This window comes from Stappia sp. ES.058, from assembly GCF_900105595.1.
GTDB lineage: Bacteria > Pseudomonadota > Alphaproteobacteria > Rhizobiales > Stappiaceae > Stappia.
The window spans coordinates 228,684-244,743 of sequence record NZ_LT629784.1 but is presented as its reverse complement, the minus strand read 5'-3'; the positions used below and the strand labels follow the sequence as shown (position 1 = coordinate 244,743).

11 protein-coding genes and 1 tRNA gene are annotated in these 16,060 nt (G+C 65.2%); 5 read left to right on the top strand and 7 right to left on the bottom strand.

The window, feature by feature from the left end:
* Window positions 1–140: 140 nt before the first annotated feature.
* Window positions 141–488, top strand: coding sequence for a diacylglycerol kinase (locus BLU32_RS01150; protein ID WP_157727435.1), 348 nt, complete (start codon window positions 141–143; stop codon window positions 486–488).
* Between the two features lie 158 nt (window positions 489–646).
* On the opposite strand, the gene BLU32_RS01145 is transcribed toward BLU32_RS01150, so the two are convergent.
* The 3 genes from BLU32_RS01145 to BLU32_RS01135 form a co-directional block, all read right to left on the bottom strand.
* Window positions 647–723, bottom strand: a tRNA-His gene (locus BLU32_RS01145).
* A 278-nt stretch (window positions 724–1,001) separates the two neighbouring features.
* The gene (locus tag BLU32_RS01140) at window positions 1,002–1,517 is read right to left on the bottom strand and encodes a phasin (RefSeq protein WP_093804610.1); all 516 of its coding nucleotides are present in this window, start codon (window positions 1,515–1,517) and stop codon (window positions 1,002–1,004) included.
* A gap of 289 nt (window positions 1,518–1,806) precedes the next feature.
* Window positions 1,807–2,187: a phasin gene (locus tag BLU32_RS01135; protein WP_244501772.1), complete on the bottom strand. Its 381-nt coding sequence runs from the start codon at window positions 2,185–2,187 to the stop codon at window positions 1,807–1,809.
* Window positions 2,188–2,509: 322 nt separating this feature from the next.
* Between BLU32_RS01135 and BLU32_RS01130 the strand changes: the two genes are divergently transcribed.
* The 4 genes from BLU32_RS01130 to BLU32_RS01115 all read left to right on the top strand — a co-directional run bounded on the left by BLU32_RS01130 (window position 2,510) and on the right by BLU32_RS01115 (window position 10,876).
* On the top strand, window positions 2,510–6,649 hold the full coding sequence (locus BLU32_RS01130) for an ATP-binding protein (protein WP_093804608.1): 4,140 nt from the start codon (window positions 2,510–2,512) through the stop codon (window positions 6,647–6,649).
* A gap of 150 nt (window positions 6,650–6,799) precedes the next feature.
* Entirely contained in the window at window positions 6,800–7,762 is a 963-nt protein-coding gene (locus tag BLU32_RS01125; RefSeq protein ID WP_093804607.1) for a threonine dehydratase, read from the top strand.
* A 245-nt stretch (window positions 7,763–8,007) separates the two neighbouring features.
* The gene (locus BLU32_RS01120; protein ID WP_093804606.1) at window positions 8,008–9,060 is read left to right on the top strand and encodes a Fe(3+) ABC transporter substrate-binding protein; all 1,053 of its coding nucleotides are present in this window, start codon (window positions 8,008–8,010) and stop codon (window positions 9,058–9,060) included.
* Window positions 9,061–9,166: 106 nt separating this feature from the next.
* Window positions 9,167–10,876 carry an iron ABC transporter permease gene (locus tag BLU32_RS01115; protein ID WP_208976955.1) on the top strand — a complete coding sequence of 570 codons (1,710 nt, stop codon included), beginning with the start codon at window positions 9,167–9,169 and terminating at the stop codon, window positions 10,874–10,876.
* 26 nt (window positions 10,877–10,902) lie between these two features.
* Here BLU32_RS01115 and BLU32_RS01110 read toward each other — a convergent pair whose 3' ends face one another.
* From BLU32_RS01110 to BLU32_RS01095, 4 genes are all read right to left on the bottom strand, one after another.
* Window positions 10,903–12,192 (bottom strand): FAD-binding oxidoreductase, encoded by a 1,290-nt coding sequence (locus tag BLU32_RS01110; protein WP_093804605.1) that lies wholly within the window; start codon window positions 12,190–12,192, stop codon window positions 10,903–10,905.
* Between the two features lie 14 nt (window positions 12,193–12,206).
* Window positions 12,207–13,604, bottom strand: coding sequence for an aspartate aminotransferase family protein (locus BLU32_RS01105; RefSeq protein WP_093804604.1), 1,398 nt, complete (start codon window positions 13,602–13,604; stop codon window positions 12,207–12,209).
* Window positions 13,605–13,727: 123 nt separating this feature from the next.
* Entirely contained in the window at window positions 13,728–15,125 is a 1,398-nt protein-coding gene (locus BLU32_RS01100) for a glutamine synthetase family protein (protein ID WP_093804603.1), read from the bottom strand.
* Between the two features lie 113 nt (window positions 15,126–15,238).
* Window positions 15,239–15,967 (bottom strand): GntR family transcriptional regulator, encoded by a 729-nt coding sequence (locus tag BLU32_RS01095; protein ID WP_208976954.1) that lies wholly within the window; start codon window positions 15,965–15,967, stop codon window positions 15,239–15,241.
* Between the last annotated feature and the right edge of the window lie 93 nt (window positions 15,968–16,060).

Genomic DNA, 16,060 nt, shown 5'->3' with positions numbered 1-16,060 from the left:
CGGGGCGTCAAAGCGGACGACCTGCCAGCCCTGCAGACCTTCATCGTGACGTCTTGTCACTTTCATATTGCATAAACCCGATCGGCGGCTCCTGACCAGGGGCCGTGAAAATCTGCTGAATTCCACCCGGAGGTTCCATCTTGCGTCAGCTCGCTGCGTTTCGAAATTCACTTGCCGGATTGCGATTCGGGCTCTTGCGCGAGGCCGCCCTGCGCGAGGAGATGACCCTCATCGCCGCGTCCCTGCCGGTCGCGCCCCTCATCGCGCGCGATCCGTGGACGCTCGTCGCCCTATGGGGATCGCTGTTGCTTTTGTTGAGCATCGAACTGCTCAACACCGGTATCGAGAAACTGGCCGACCGCGTGACCCGTCAGGACGACGAACTGGTCAAGGCCGCGAAAGACTGTGGCTCGGCGGCGGTGCTGATGGCCATCCTGATTGCGGCGATGGTCTGGGGCGTTGCGCTCTGGGACCGGGTTTTTGCGTAAGGCATGCGAGACGCGCGGGCGTGCGCTCCACGGCGATAAAGACGCGTGTGTTCCAACACCTTCCTGAGGCCTCCACTGTAGCAGTTGCCTGTAGCAGGGGCCGCAAGTGTGTCTTGCATTTCAATAAGTTACTGACGAATAAGGGAGAAAAAGGCGAATGGTACAGACGGTTGGAGTTGAACCAACGACCTTCGGAGCCACAATCCGACGCTCTAACCTACTGAGCTACGTCTGCACGTCAATTCGGAGGCGAAAGCTAGTTTGAAACCGCCGCGAATGCAAGAGGCCGAATGAGGCTGAATGCGCGCTCTTCCACAGCTTCCGTCACGCCCCGGCGAACGCGGCCGCATATGGGCCATTCAAACGTCTGCGCACCGATCGCGACCCGCGTGTCCGGTCGCATGGATGCGCGGCGAGAGCGCACATGAAAAACCCGGCGCCGATGGCGCCGGGCTTCCAGAACCCTCGAAAGGGCTTGTCATTTCGGGCAAGGCCCGTCGGACACTGCGGCAATCAGGCTGCCTTGAAGTCCTTGCTGGCCTTCTCGTAGGCGCCCTTGACCGAGTCGGTCATCTCGCCCGACAGCTTGGTCGACAGTTCCTGCATGTCCTTGGCCTGACCCGTGAAGGCTTCGAACTGGGTGCGGGCGAAGGAGCTCTGCAGCTCGAACATCTCCGCAAGGGTCTTGACCTCGAACATGTTCTTGACGAACTCGAAGGTGGCGTCGCTGTTCGACTTCGCCGCATCGACGGCCTTGTGGTTGAAGTCGACAACGCCGCGACGGGTCGTCTCGAAACCGTCTTCCATCATGTCCGTCGCCTCTTCGGCGGCGGTCTTCATCTTGGCGTAGGATTCACGCACCTGCTCGATGCCCTTTTCGGCCATTTCACGGGTGGCGGTGGGGATTTCCATCTGGGGCATGGAGAAGGCCTCGAAGTTCGGGAACGGGGTCACCGTCGAATCGGTGGATTTGGTGGTTTTCGCGCGTGCAGCCTTGGGGGCCGTTGCTGCGGTCTTGGTCTCGGTCATGTGTATGCTCCTTTGGCGGGGCGGCCTTTACGGAAATGCCCGCAGGCGCCCGGTAGTGATCCTTGCGACCACCAGCCAATGGGACCAGTGCTCGCCGATTACATGACGCAATATAGGGAGACTTATTGTGCAATGCAACATAAATATTGCGACGCACAAATGACGGGGCCTCGACACCGCGGAAATCAGCGGTTGCCGCAGCGGGCCTCGCGGGCGACACGGGCGAAAATTTCCCGCACCGCCCGGAGCCCGTGCCGATGCCGTGGCAGCGGCGTGCGGCACTGCAATCCTATTTCTGCGAGGAGGCGTCCCTGGCGGTCTTGGTGGCCTTGTCGCCCAGATCGCGGACCTGCTCGCCCAGCGCCTCCATCTGCTTGCGCAGGTAATCGCTTTGCAGCTGCATCATCTCCTGGGGCGTGGACGCCCGCACCATTTTCTGCGCCAGATCGAAGGCTGCCGAGATATGTTCCTCGGAATACTCCATCGCGGTGCGTCCGAAATCGTCGGCTCCGGCCCTCACGGTGCTGGCCGTTGTCTCGACGTTGCCGACGGTCTTTCGCGCGGCGCTCATGTAATCGTCAAACGCCTTTCGCGCCTGATCGACGCTCTGGTCCGCCATCTCGCGCATTTGATCGGGGATCTCGAAACCGGTCTTGTTACTCTTCGTCACGTCGTTCTCCTTTGCCTGGCGTTTCCGCCGTGCCTGGTTTGGCTGGCGCTGCCGCAGCGTCGGGCGCGGCCGCACCCGCAGGATCGCATACCGGCGCCACATCGCAAAAACGACTTTGCAATCCTAGATGAAATCGCGATGAAGAGCATCCCGTCGTTAACCAGCATGCGAGACAATAGGCCAGAATCGCGTTGCCGGCGTGGACGAGAGGTCCCGAAAACGATATTTACACTTTGTTTACCGCAAACGCGTTTACCGAACATGGTTCCCGGCCTTGGCGGACAGGATTGAGACGGGCTGCAACGGCGGAGAAAGCGTGCCCATGAACAGCCAGTTGAGCACCTTCATGGCGTTGAGTGGTCTTGCGACCGCCAACTCTCATCTGACGGACCCGCGTCCGGCCTGGATCTGGGCGGAGGACGGCAAGACGATCCTGTGGGCAAATCCCGCCGGAGCGGCTTTTTTCGGCGTGCGCTCGCTGCGCGAACTCGCCGACCTGACCGGGCTGGCGCGCGCTCCGGCACGCCCCCACATCATGCGCATCGCGGCTTCCGGACCCGACGACCGCGACACCACCGACCGATTGCGATTTTACCGCGGCCTGCGTGTCATGCTGCTGACGTGCACCTGTCGCCGGCTGGTGCTTGCAGACGGGAGCAGCGCCGCACTGATCGTCGCCAATGACGCCCCGCCCGCCCCCCAGGAGGCGCTGTCCGCGCTCGTGCCGCTCGTGGCCGATGCGGACGCCGGCACGGCGGTTCTCTACGACACCGCAGGCACGGTCGTGGCGGCCTCGGGCGCACTCGACGCGCCCGGCTTCGACGCCGTTTCCGCGCGATTGCGCAGTGCCAAACACGCACCGGTGCGCGCACATCTTGCCTTTGATGACGGCGACCATGCCGCCATGCTCCTGATGCTCGACAGCGGACATACGCTCGCGGTGATCGCGGCGGATCCGGAGGCCGCCGTCGAAAGCCGGGATCCAGCGATGTCGCACGACGGCGAGCGCGACCAGCCCGGGACGTCTGACACCATACCGGACGCGGACGACATGCCCGCGGCGGGAGACGTGCCCGAGGCGGACGTCACGGCGGACACTGAAACCGTTCCCGAGACACTGGATGTCGTCGACGCAGAGACGCCCCCAGAGCCCGCACCGGCGCCGCAGCGCCGCAGATGGGGCATGGCCGGCGGCGGTCTCTTCGGATTTGCAAGCGCCACACGCTTTCTTTCCGGTTCGCGCACGTCCAGCGCGGATGCCGATGCGCGCATCGATGCCGAACGCGCGCAGACGGCCGCTGCCGGACAAGCGTCCACGCCCGACGAGAGGGTGATGGACGACACGTTCGACGGCGCCGAGGCCCACGACATGATGACCGGCGAAGGTGAACCGTTCGAGGAGATCGAGGCAGGCGAACCGGATAACGCCGAGCCGCACCCCGACGACGCCGATGTCCAGGCTGAAGACGATGAGAACGCGGAAGACCGGCTGGCCGAGGCCACCGCGGATGAAGGGCTTTCGCTCGACCGGTTCGCGCCAGAGGACATGCAAGACGACGCTTCGGCGGACGCGGACGAGCAGGCTGAAGCGGTTGCCGATGCGCCCTCCATGAAGGACGACATGCCGGCGCTCTCCGATTTCGTCTTCGAAGCGCGCGCGCGGCCGGTGCGCTTTGCCTGGAAGATGGACATCGACCGGCGTTTCACCTTCCTCTCGACGGAGTTCGAGGACGCGCTCGGTCCCGAAGCCGCCGATGTGGTCGGCCTGACCTGGGACGAGGTTTGTGAACGCTTCGGCGTGGACCAGGACGGACGCGTGGCGGCAGCCCTTCAACGCCGCGACACCTGGAGCGGACGCTCGGTCGACTGGCCCGTCAGCGGCGCGCCCCTGCGCGTGCCCGTCGACATGGCCGCCCTGCCCGCCTTTGACCGCAACCGTACCTTCGAGGGATTTCGCGGGTTCGGCGTTTGCCGCACGGGCGATGCCGCAAACGATCCCGACGCCACAGGAACGCATCTGCGCGTGCGCCCGCCGCTCGAGGCTCTGGGCGTCGCAGCGCACGCGGACAGCACCGCCGACGCACACGACCTCCCTGACGTGTCACGGCCCGACGATCCTGCACCAGACGACGATCCTCTCTCCGCCGCAGACGAAACGGCGTCGGAGGATGCCGTGCTTGAGGAAACCGGCCCCGCCGAGGATCCGCCGGAGACCATTCTCCCGGTCGAGCCGGCCGGTTTCGATGACGCGGCGCATTCGGAGATCACGGACACGGCATTCGTGTCCGACGACGAGGACGACGACACGCCCCCCGAGCCCGAGGAAGAGGACTTGGGCACGGACGCGGGCGAAGACACGAAGGCCGAGACCGACGGCGACGATCCGGAGACGGATCCCGATAGCGATCTAACAGTGACAGCGCTTGCCGGCGCCGCTGCGGCCGCTGCACTGACGGCCGGCACATCGCACGACAGCGACGACGCGGCGGCGGAAGACGCGGCCCTCGCGGCATCGCGCCTGTCGAAGCCGGAACGCGAGGCCTTCCGCAAGATCGCTGAGGCACTCGGCGCAAACTCCGAATCCGACACGGCGGCGGCGTCCATCGACGAAGAGAGCGACAACGACGCCAGCGACCGGCTTGCGGCGCTGGATGACACGGCCGAAGACGAAGCCGGCGAGGCGGCCCTCGACGGCGGGGACGGCGAAGAAACCGCGGATGAAAGCGATCCCGACGACCACACCGCGGACGCGGATGCGGAGCCTGCCGACGATGAGGGCATAGCGTATGACGACACCGACGCGGAGCCGGTTCCCCGGGTTCCGGCCCGGCCCTATCTGACCCTTGCAAGCAGCAAGGACGCGTTGACGCGGGATGAAGATGCTGACGACGACGCCGGTGTCGAAGACAGCGAGTCGGCAATTGACACTTCCGAGGTCGGAGCCGACACCCCGCCGCCGACCCGCGCCCAGCGCACTAGCCTTCTCGACCGGCTGCCGGTCGGCGTCGCGATCATCGACGGCACGGATGTCGACTACGCCAATGCCACGCTTCTCAACCTTCTCGGCTATCCCGACACGCAGGCGCTGAGTGCCGCCGGCGGTCTGGAAGCGCTCTTCGCCGAGCCGGAGGAGTGGCCCGCCACGGTTCCAGGCAAGATGTCGGAGCGCACCATGCGCCTGCAACTGGCCGATGGCGGTGCGCGCCCGGTCAAGGCGCGGCTGCACACCGTCCCGTGGAAGGGCGGCAACGCGCTGATGATGTCGCTTCTCGACCGTCACGATCCGGGACAGGAAGCCGCGCTCGACCGGCTGCATGAGGTGCAAAGCGCGCTGGCGCTTGCCGAGGCGCGCGTGTCGGAGATGGACGGGGTTCTGGAGACCGCGACCGACGGCGTGCTCATCCTCGACGAGGACGGGCTGATCGTGAAGGTCAACCGCTCCGCCGAAGCGTTGTTCAACGCCACCCGCGAGGAAATGGCCGGCGTTGCGCTGGTCGATTATCTGGCACCGGAAAGCCGCCGCGACGCAACAGACTACCTTGACGGGCTCGCGCGCAACGGTGTCGCCAGCGTGCTGAACGACGGGCGCGAGGTCATCGGCCAGATCCGCTCGGGTGGTCTCATTCCGCTGTTCATGACGATCGGCCGCGTCGGGCAGGACGAAAAGGGCCCGCATTTCTGCACCGTGCTGCGCGACATCACCCAGTGGAAGACGGCGGAAGAAGAACTCACCGACGCCAAGCGCCAGGCGGAAAACGCCAGTTCGCAGAAATCGGATTTCCTCGCCAAGATCAGCCACGAGATCCGCACGCCGCTGAACGCGATTATCGGCTTTTCGGAAGTGATGATGGAAGAGCGCTTCGGCCCGGTCGGCAACGACCGCTACAAGGGCTATCTGCGCGACATCCACAATTCCGGCTCGCACATCATGAGCCTGATCAACGACCTGCTCGACCTGTCGAAGATCGAGGCGGGCAAGCTGGAGCTGACCTTCGAGGCGGTCTCGGCCAACGACATCATCCGGGAATGCGTCGCGCTGATGCAGCCGCAGGCAAACCGCGAACGGGTGATCATCCGCGCCAGCCTGCCGGGCTCGGTGCCCAACATCGTCGCCGACGGACGCTCCGTGCGACAGGTGATCCTCAATCTCCTGTCCAACGCGATCAAGTTCAACCAGCCGGGCGGTCAGGTGATCGTGTCGTCTGCGCTGGAGGACAGCGGCGAGGTGATCCTCAGGGTGCGCGACACCGGAACGGGCATGAGCCACAAGGATCTGGAAGCCGCGATGGAGCCGTTCCGCCAGTTGCACACCGCGCGCCATGGCGGCGGCACGGGCCTCGGCCTGCCCCTCACCAAGGCGCTGGTGGAAGCGAACCGGGCGAACTTCCGCATCGATTCGGAGGTCAATCAGGGCACCTTGATCGAGGTCACCTTCCCGCCGCAGCGCGTTCTCGCGGAATAGACACGCCCGGGACCGCTTCCGGTGCGGCTTGCGGGATTGACCGTAGCCTTTCACGCACGCGAAACTGCCCATGATCGACACCCGGCGTCACGACCGGCCCGGGCGTCGTTCATCCCGCCCGCGCAGTCCGCGCCGCCTTCGGAGATTGCCATGCTGACCCTCGCCGCCATCGAGGACGCCGCCGAAATCGTCTATCGGGCCATGCGCCCGACGCCGCAATATGCCTGGCCGCTGCTCGGCGAGGCCATCGGGCGCACCGTCTGGGTGAAGCACGAGAACCACACGCCGACCGGAGCCTTCAAGGTGCGTGGCGGCCTGGTGCTCTTGCAGGGACTGGCTGAAAACGCGCCGCGCGGCACGGGTATCATCTCCGCCACGCGCGGCAATCACGGACAAAGCCTTGCCTTTGCCGCCGGGCGGCTGGGACTTGCCTGCCATATCGTCGTGCCGAAGGGAAACTCCACCGAGAAAAATGCGGCGATGCGGGCCTTCGGTGCAAATCTCGTCGAGCACGGGGCCGACTTCGATGCCGCCAAGGCGGAGGCCATGCGCCTTGCCGAGGAACAGGGCCTCACCATGATCCCGAGCTTTCATGCCGATCTCGTGCGCGGCGTCGCCACCTACGGGCTGGAGTTCTTCCGTGCGGTGCCCGACCTCGACGTCGTCTATGTCCCGATCGGTCTGGGGTCGGGCATCTGCGCGCTGATTTCCGCCCGCGATGCGCTTGGCCTCAAGACCAGGATCGTCGGCGTCGTGTCGGACAAGGCGGATGCCTATGCCCGCTCGCTGGAAAGCGGCAAGCTGACGGAAACGGCCAGTGCCGCCACCTTCGCGGACGGCATGGCCGTGCGTTGCCCCGACGAACAGGCGTTCGCCATGATCCGCGCCGGCGCGGAGGACCTCGTGCGCGTCAGTGACGACCAGGTAGCCGAGGCGATCCGCCTCTACTACCGCACGACCCACAATGTGGCGGAAGGCGCAGGTGCGGCTCCCCTCGCCGCGCTGATGACGGACAAAAAACGTGGCGAGACCCCCGGCGTGATCCTGTGTGGACAAAACATCGATACGCACTGGATGGCGGAGGTACTGAGCGGCAAGACGCCAACTCCCTGACCCGGCTTCGCTTTTGCGAGCGCCTTGCAGCACATGCGGCTCGGCCAGTCCCCGCGAAACCGGACGCCAGAGCTCATGTTAGTTTGGAATAATTCCAAGGTATTGATTTTGCACGCTTTTATTGTTGACACAGAAACTCCTGTTTTTATGATGCCTCCAGTCGCGGCGTCCCCTGAACAGGGCGGCGCGACCATGACATCCGCCTCTTCGGCAGGGCCTTGCCCCCTGATCGTCTGGAGTTCGATATGACCAACAAGACCACGGGCGTGCGCGTCTGCACGCTTGCAGCACTTTTCCTGACATCCGCCAGCTTCGCCATGCCGGCGGCCGCGGAGGGCGAAGTGAACATCTATTCCTACCGTCAGCCGTTCCTGATCGAGCCGCTGCTCGACGCCTTCACCAAAGAAACCGGCATCGAGACCAATGTGATCTTTGCCTCCAAGGGACTTGGCGAACGCATTCAGGCGGAAGGCGCGAATTCTCCCGCCGACGTGCTTTTGACCGTCGACATCGGTCGCCTTGACGGCGCGAAGGAGATGGGCATCACCCAGCCGGTGACCTCCGATGTGATCGAGGCCAACATTCCGGCCGAATACCGCGATCCGGACGGTCACTGGATCGGCCTCACGACCCGCGCGCGCGTCGTTTACGCGTCGAAGGACCGGGTCGAGCAGGACACGATCACCTACGAGGAACTGGCCGACGAGAAGTGGCGTGGCCGGATCTGCACCCGCTCCGGCCAGCACGTATATTCCATCGGCCTGTTCGCCTCCGTCGTGGCGCATGAGGGCGCCGAGGCGGCCGAGCAATGGCTTGCGGACGTGCGCGACAATCTCGCCAACAAGCCGTCGGGCAATGACCGCGCGCAGGTCAAGTCGATCTACGCCGGGGAATGCGACATCTCGCTGGGCAACACCTATTACATGGGCAAGATGCTGACCAACGAGAAAGAGCCGGAGCAGAAGGACTGGGCCAACTCGGTCAAGATCCTGTTCCCGAACGCGGACGGCCGCGGCACCCATGTGAACATCGCCGGCGTGGTGATGGCGAAGCATGCGCCGCACCCCGATGCCGCGAAGAAGCTGATCGAATTCCTCACCTCCGAGGACGCCCAGCGCATCTACGCGGACTCCAACTTCGAATATCCGGTCAAGCCGGGCGTGGCCGTGTCCGATCTCGTCGCCTCCTGGGGCGAGTTGAACCCGGACAGCCTGCCGCTTTCGGAAATCGCCGAGAACCGCAAGACCGCCAGCGAGCTGGTCGACAAGGTCGGCTTCAACGACGGACCGTCGAGCTGATCCAGACCGCTCAATTGCAGACCGACGGCGCCCGGCCACATCGTCCGGGCGCCGTTTCCCGTTTCCGCTTGCCGCCAGCCGCGCCGAGCCGTCAGGGCACCCGGGCATGACCGACGCAACCCACACCGAAGCGCCGGCCGCGGCGCGTCCGCCGAAATCGGCGGCAACGCTCACCGACCGCATCTGGGTCGGCACCGGCTTCGTTGCAGCCGCCCTGACGCTGATGCCGGTGATCGCACTCATTGTGCTGGCGCTGCCATCGAGCGGCAACGTGTGGAGCCATCTGATCGCCACGGTGCTGCCGCGTTCGTTGTGGACCACGTTCCTCCTCATGGTCGGCGTGGGGGCGATCACGCTCGTCGTCGGCGTCGGCACGGCGTGGCTCGTGACCATGTGCCGCTTTCCCGGTCGCGCCCTGTTCGACTGGGCGCTGCTCGTGCCGCTTGCGGTGCCGACCTACATCATCGCCTATACCTACGTCGAAATCCTCGACTACACCGGCCCTGTCCAGTCGGCGTTCCGGGCGCTTTTCGGTTTCCAGACCTCCCGCGACTACTGGTTTCCCGAGATCCGTTCGCTCGGCGGGGCGATCTTCGTGATGAGCTTCGTGCTCTACCCTTACGTCTATCTGACGACGCGCGCGTCCTTCCTGCTGCAGTCGGCCTGCGCGCTCGACGTGTCGCGCACGCTTGGCGCCGGCCCCTTGCGGCTGTTCTTTCGCGTCGCGCTGCCGCTTGCCCGCCCCGCCATCGTCGTCGGCCTGTCGCTTGCGCTGATGGAATGCCTGAACGACATCGGCGCGGTGACCTTCTTCGGCGTGCAGACGATGACGTTCTCGATCTACGACACATGGATCAACCGCTCGAGCCTGGGCGGCGCGGCTCAGCTCGCCGTCGCCATGCTGGCGCTCGTCTTCGCGCTGCTGTGGGTGGAGCGGCACGCGCGGCGCAAGCAGCGCTTCCACATCACCACCTCGCGCTATCTGGCGCTGCCAAGCTACAGGCTCACCGGCTGGCGCGCCGGGGCCGCGATTTTCGCCTGCGCCACACCGGTCGTGCTCGGCTTCGTCTTTCCGGCAAGCCTTCTGGTCGATTACGCAAGTCGCCGGCTCGACGAGCTCTCGGATCCGAGACTCCTTTCTGCCGTCGGCAACAGCCTGACGCTCTCCATCGCCGCCGCTCTGCTGACGGTGGTCCTCGGCGTGGTGCTGACCTACTCGCAGCGCGTGCGCCCCAACGCGGCGACGCAGCTGTTCGGGCGCATTGCGTCGATCGGCTATGCCATTCCGGGCACGGTGCTCGCCGTCGGCATTCTGATCCCGCTTGCCACTCTCGACAATTTCGTCGACGGGATCGCCCGTTCCACCTTCGGCTTTTCGACCGGGCTGCTGCTCGTTGGATCAGGCGCAGCACTTGTCTATGCCTATATGGTCCGCTTCCTGGCGGTCGCCTACGGACAGGTGGAAGGCGGATTCGGAAAGGTGACGCCGCATCTCGACATGGCCGCGCGCACGCTCGGCCGCAGCTCGGGGCGCATTCTCTTCGAGGTGCATCTGCCGATGATCCGCCCGGTGCTGCTGACCGCGCTGCTCCTCGCCTTCGTCGATTGCATGAAGGAGCTGCCGGCGACGATCCTGCTGAGGCCGTTCAATTTCGAGACGCTGGCGACCACGGTCTACAATGCCGCCTCGCGCGAGGCGGTGGGCGAAGGCGCGCTCGCGGCGCTCGCCATCGTGCTTGTCGGCCTGCTGCCGTCGATCCTGCTGGCGCGCACCTCGGCGAAGAGCTTCCGCGACCACAGCACCGCGCGCACCTGAGCGCGTACCTGATACTCGCCTTGCCCCTACAACCTGTCGCGCAGCGCGAACCAGCTCATCGCCAGCACCAGGATCGGCCAGCGAAACGCCCGGCCACCCGGAAAACGCGGCGTGGGAAGGCTGGAGAACACGTCGAAGCGCGCGCTGTCGCCGATCATCGCCTCCGCCGTGACATGACCGCAGAACCCCGCCATGGCGACGCCATGGCCGGAAAAGCCGGCCGCGACATAAACCCCGGGCTGCGTGCGTTGCAGGCAGGGCATGCGCGTCTGGGTGACGCCCAGCGTTCCGCCCCAGGCATGGGACACCGGCGCATCGGCAAGTTGCGGATAGACGTTCCTCAGGTGATTGCGAACAAACGCCTGAACGTCCGGCGGAAAGCCGCGCCGATAGGTCTCGCCACCGCCAAAGAGCAGGCGCCGGTCCTGGGTCAGCCGCCAGTAGTAAACGACGAAGCGGCTGTCGGAGACGGCCTCGCGTCCCGGAATCAGCGCGTCGGCCGCAGCCTGCGACAAGGGCTCGGTCGTGAGGATGTAATTGTTGATCGGCATGATGCGGGCGTCGCTCTCGCGGTCGAGCCCCGACACATAGCCGTTGCCGGCAAGCAGCACGGAGCCGGCGTCCACCGACCCGTGGGTCGTTTCCACGAAAACCCGCCCGGCGCGCGGGGTGACGCGCGTGACTTTCGTCGCCTCATGCACCACGCCGCCGGCGGTCTCGACCGCATCGGCCAGCCCCTGCGCCAGTTTCAGCGTGTGCAGATGCCCCGCCCCCGCATCGCGCACGCCGCCGAAATAGGAAGACGTTCCGATCGCCGCCGCCAGTTCCTCGCGCGACAGCAGCGAGAGCTTGTCGTAGCCGTAGTCTCTTGCAAGCTTCTCGGCATAGGCACGCTCGTCGCCGACGAAGCCCTTCTTGTGGGCCGCCTCGATCAGCCCGGACATCCACTCGCAGTCGATGTCGTAACGCGCCGCACGCTCATGCAGAAGCGCCTTGGCCTCTTCCGCCATGTCCCAGAGCCGACGCGCCGTCGCCAGACCATAGCTGCTTTCCAGATGCTCCTGGTCGCGCCGCTGGCCGCTGTGAAGCTGGCCGCCGTTGCGCCCGCTCGCCCCCCAGCCGACCCGGTTCTGTTCCAGCACGACGACCGAACGGCCGGCTTCCGCCAACGTCAGGGCCGCATTGAGGCCGGTGAAGCCGGCGCCGATGACGGCGACATCGGCCTGAACCGGATCCGCCAAGGCCGGACGCGCGGAGCGTTCCGGCGCGGTCGCGGCATAATAGGACGGGGCATGGGCCTCGGTGATGTCGGTCATGGCGCGCAGGTCTTTCAGGCGGCGATGCGGCCGTCGCGCTTCAGCGCAGCATAGGTGTCGTCAAGCGTCTTGTGCGCGCGGGCGACGAGATCGTCGGCCTCCTCATGGGTGAGCACCAGCGGCGGCGAGATGATCATGCTGTCGCGGGTCGCGCGCATCACGAGACCGTTGTCGAACGACAGGTCGCGGCACAGGTTGCCAACGGTTCCGACATCCGGGAACGTGCGGCTGCGGTCGCCCTTGGCCGGCACCAATTCCAGAGCGCCGATCAGACCGACCATGCGCGCCTCGCCCACCAGCGGATGATCGCCGAGCGCCTTCCAGCGCGCCTGCAGATAGGGACCGATGTCGTCGGCGACCCGCTCCACCAGCTTTTCACGCTGCATGATCTCGAGATTGGCAAGCGCCGCCGCGCAGCAGGCGGGATGACCGGAGTAGGTGTAGCCGTGGTTGAAGTCGCCGTCCTTTCCGACAAAAGCCTCGCCGACGCGGTCGGAGACCATCACGCCGCCGATCGGCAGATAGCCCGACGACAGGCCCTTGGCGATCGACATGAGATCCGGCTCGAAGCCGTAATACTGCGAGCCGAACCAGGTGCCGAGGCGCCCGAAGCCGCAAATCACCTCGTCGGCAACCAGCAGGATATCGCGCTCCTTGCAGATGCGCGCCACCTCCGGCCAGTAGGTGTCGGGCGGGATGATGACACCGCCCGCACCCTGGATCGGCTCCGCGATGAAGGCGGCAATCTTGTCGGCACCTGCGGCATCGATCTCGCGCTCCAGCTCGCGCGCGGCCCACAGGCCGAATTCCTCCGCCGACATGTCCCCGCCTTCGCCGAACCAATAAGGTTGGGCGATGTGGCGCACGCCGGGCACCGGCAGGTCGCCCTGCTCGTGCATGCCCTTCATCCCGCCCAGGCTGGTGCCGGCGAGCGTCGAGCCGTGGTAGCCGTTCCAGCGCCCGATGATGATCTTCTTGTCCGGCTTGCCCATCCGGTCCCAATAGGTCCGGACCATACGAAACACCGTGTCATTGGCCTCCGACCCGGAGGAAGTGAAGAACACACGGTTGAACTGCGGCGGCGACAGCTCCGCGAGCTTTTCCGACAGCGCGATCACCGGCGGATGGCTGGTCTTGAAAAAGGTGTTGTAATAGTCGAGTTCGCGCATCTGCTGGCTCACCGCATCGGCAATCTCGTCGCGTCCGTGGCCCACCTGACAGCACCACAGGCCTGCCATCCCGTCGAGATAGCGGTTGCCATCGCTGTCCGTCAGCCAGACGCCGCTGGCGGAGGTGATGATGCGCGCGCCCTCCGCGTTCAGCGACTTCGTGTCGGAGAAGGGATGGATGTGGTGCGCAGCGTCACGCGCCTGCAACTCGCGGGTCGGATAGAGGTTGGAGGCCCCGGTCATGGCGTGATGTCTCCCGGTTGTGGCGCGCTTCACACGGAGGCGCTGCGAATTGAGTGTCGATGCGCCTGCCCGTAGCGAAACAGGCGCGTGAAAGAGGTTGTGTGGTGGACGCGCTCCGCCCGCTCAGACGTTGAGCAGCAGGTACTCGCGCTCCCAGGGGCTGATCACCGACATGAAGGTCTCGAATTCCTCCTGCTTGATCGCCCGGTAGGTGGCGACGAATTTCTCGCCGAACACCTCCTGCAATTCCTTGCAGTCTCCGAACATGGCGACCGCCTCGAGCAGTCCGCGCGGCAGCGCATGCATCCGGTCGCTGGAATCGCCGGTGCGCGGCTCATCCGGCGTCAACTTCTGCTTGATGCCGAGATAGCCGCAGGCAAGCGAGGCGGCGATCGCCAGATAGGGATTGGCATCCGACGAGGGCACACGGTTTTCCAGCCGCCGTGCGTTCGGCTTGGAGTTGGGAACGCGCAGGCCCACCGTGCGGTTGTCATAGCCCCAAAAGACGTTCACCGGCGCGGTCGAATCGCGCGTGAAGCGGCGATAGGAATTCACATAGGGCGCCATGATGCAGGTCACGGCGGGCAGAAAGGCCTGATGGCCGGCGATGAAGGAGAGAAACTCCCGGCTCGCCTCGCCGTCCTCGCGCGAGAAGATGTTCTTGCCGGTTTCCACGTCCACCAACGACTGGTGGATATGCATCGAGGAACCGGGCTGGTTCGACATCGGCTTGGCCATGAAGGTGGCATACATGTCGTGGCGCAGCGCGGCTTCCCGGATGGTGCGCTTGAACAGGAATACCTGGTCTGCAAGCTCCAGCGGATGACCGTGGCGCAGATTGATTTCCATCTGCGCGGCGCCTTCCTCGTGGATCAGGGTGTCGATCTCCAGCCCCTGCGCCTCCGACAGGTCATAGATGTCGTCGATCAGGTCGTCGAACTCGTTGAGGGCGGAGATCGAATAGGACTGGCGACCGACCTCCGGACGTCCGGAGCGCCCGGTGGGCGGCTCGAGCGGATAGTCGGGGTCGGTGTTCGGCTTGACCAGATAGAACTCCATCTCCGGCGCGACCATCGGAGCCCAGCCCTCGTCCTCGTATAGCTTCAGGACGCGCTTGAGAACATTGCGCGGCGCCGTCTCGACCGGAACGCCCTCGCGCGTGTAGGCATCGTGAATGAGCTGGGCGGTCGGATCGCTCTCCCACGGCACGGTGGTCAGGGTCGAATAGTCGGCCCGGAAGAACAGGTCTCCGTCGGTCGGATTGTGCTGGAAGCGGTCGTCGTCGGGCGGATAATCTCCGGAGATTGTCTGCGCGAAGATCGACGAGGGCATGGTCATCACCGGTCCGGAGAAGAACTTCTCCGTCGGCATCATCTTGCCGCGGGCAACGCCTGCCAGATCGGGCACGATGCACTCGATGTCCTCGATGCCACGCTCGACCAGCCAAGTGCTCGCCTCCTCCAGCGAGGCAACGCCGCGACGGCTCTCGAACTTGGGCTGCGTTTTCTTCTTCTTGCTCACGGTCTCACCTGCTTTTTCCGCACGGCGTCCGACTGTCCCGCGCCGCACGCCCGATCCGCCGACTGCGCAGCGTGTCCGGGCACCTCGATTTGTGATCACATTTGGCCGAACTGTCAATCCGGACTCTTGCCTCGGCTTTCTGCAAGCCCATCGCCCGCACTTCGATCGAGCAGATCCATGCCGCAGCGGATATCGGCGGCGACAGCCTCGCGTAGCGCACCCGCGTCCCGGCTGTGCACCGCCGCGATCGCCTCCTTGTGGTGATCGTCGAGCGCCGCCGTTCCGACCCGACCGTAGACCGTGCGCATGAAGGGTGCGAACTGCAACCAGAGACTTTCCACAAGCGGCATCAATACCTGCGACCTGGCCGCCCGGTAAATATGGAAATGAAAGGCGAAGTTTTCCTGCATGTAAGTCTCCGCATCGCCGCCGGAGAGGCTTTCGTCGACCCGGTCATCGATCTTGCGCAGCGCCGTCGCATCGGATGCATCGAGATTTGCGGCTGCCGCGAAAGCAAGCTCCGGCTCCAGCAGAAGACGGGCCGTGAGGATTTCCGACAGGCGTGACTGCGTCATCTGCGGCACCTGAATGCGCCCATTGCTGCGGATCTCCAGAGCGTTTCCGGCCGAAAGCGCCCGCACGGCCTCGCGAACCGGCATGGGACTGACGCCAAGCTCCTGCGCCAGCCCGCGCAGGGTGACGGAGCGTCCGGGAACGAAGCGACCCGACAGGAGCGCCGCACGCACGCTCTGCTCCACCGCGTCACGGACGGACTTGCGCGGTGCCGGTGCATCGGTGACCGTGGCGGTACTCTTGAAAGGGGAAACCGGCATCTCGGTCATGGACCTCCTGACGGGCTTGCTTGACAGCCTCGCTGCTACGTGATCACATTTTTATCCAATCGGCAATTGTCGCGGCCGCACCGGCCCGGCGTC

Coding starts and splice junctions, on each gene's coding strand:
- BLU32_RS01105 (WP_093804604.1), bottom strand. CDS start 13,604: ATGACCGGGGCCTCCAACCTCTATCCGACCCGCGAGTTGCAGGCGCGT.
- BLU32_RS01125 (WP_093804607.1), top strand. CDS start 6,800: ATGCTGACCCTCGCCGCCATCGAGGACGCCGCCGAAATCGTCTATCGG.
- BLU32_RS01120 (WP_093804606.1), top strand. CDS start 8,008: ATGACCAACAAGACCACGGGCGTGCGCGTCTGCACGCTTGCAGCACTT.
- BLU32_RS01115 (WP_208976955.1), top strand. CDS start 9,167: ATGACCGACGCAACCCACACCGAAGCGCCGGCCGCGGCGCGTCCGCCG.
- BLU32_RS01095 (WP_208976954.1), bottom strand. CDS start 15,967: ATGACCGAGATGCCGGTTTCCCCTTTCAAGAGTACCGCCACGGTCACC.
- BLU32_RS01110 (WP_093804605.1), bottom strand. CDS start 12,192: ATGACCGACATCACCGAGGCCCATGCCCCGTCCTATTATGCCGCGACC.
- BLU32_RS01140 (WP_093804610.1), bottom strand. CDS start 1,517: ATGACCGAGACCAAGACCGCAGCAACGGCCCCCAAGGCTGCACGCGCG.
- BLU32_RS01130 (WP_093804608.1), top strand. CDS start 2,510: ATGAACAGCCAGTTGAGCACCTTCATGGCGTTGAGTGGTCTTGCGACC.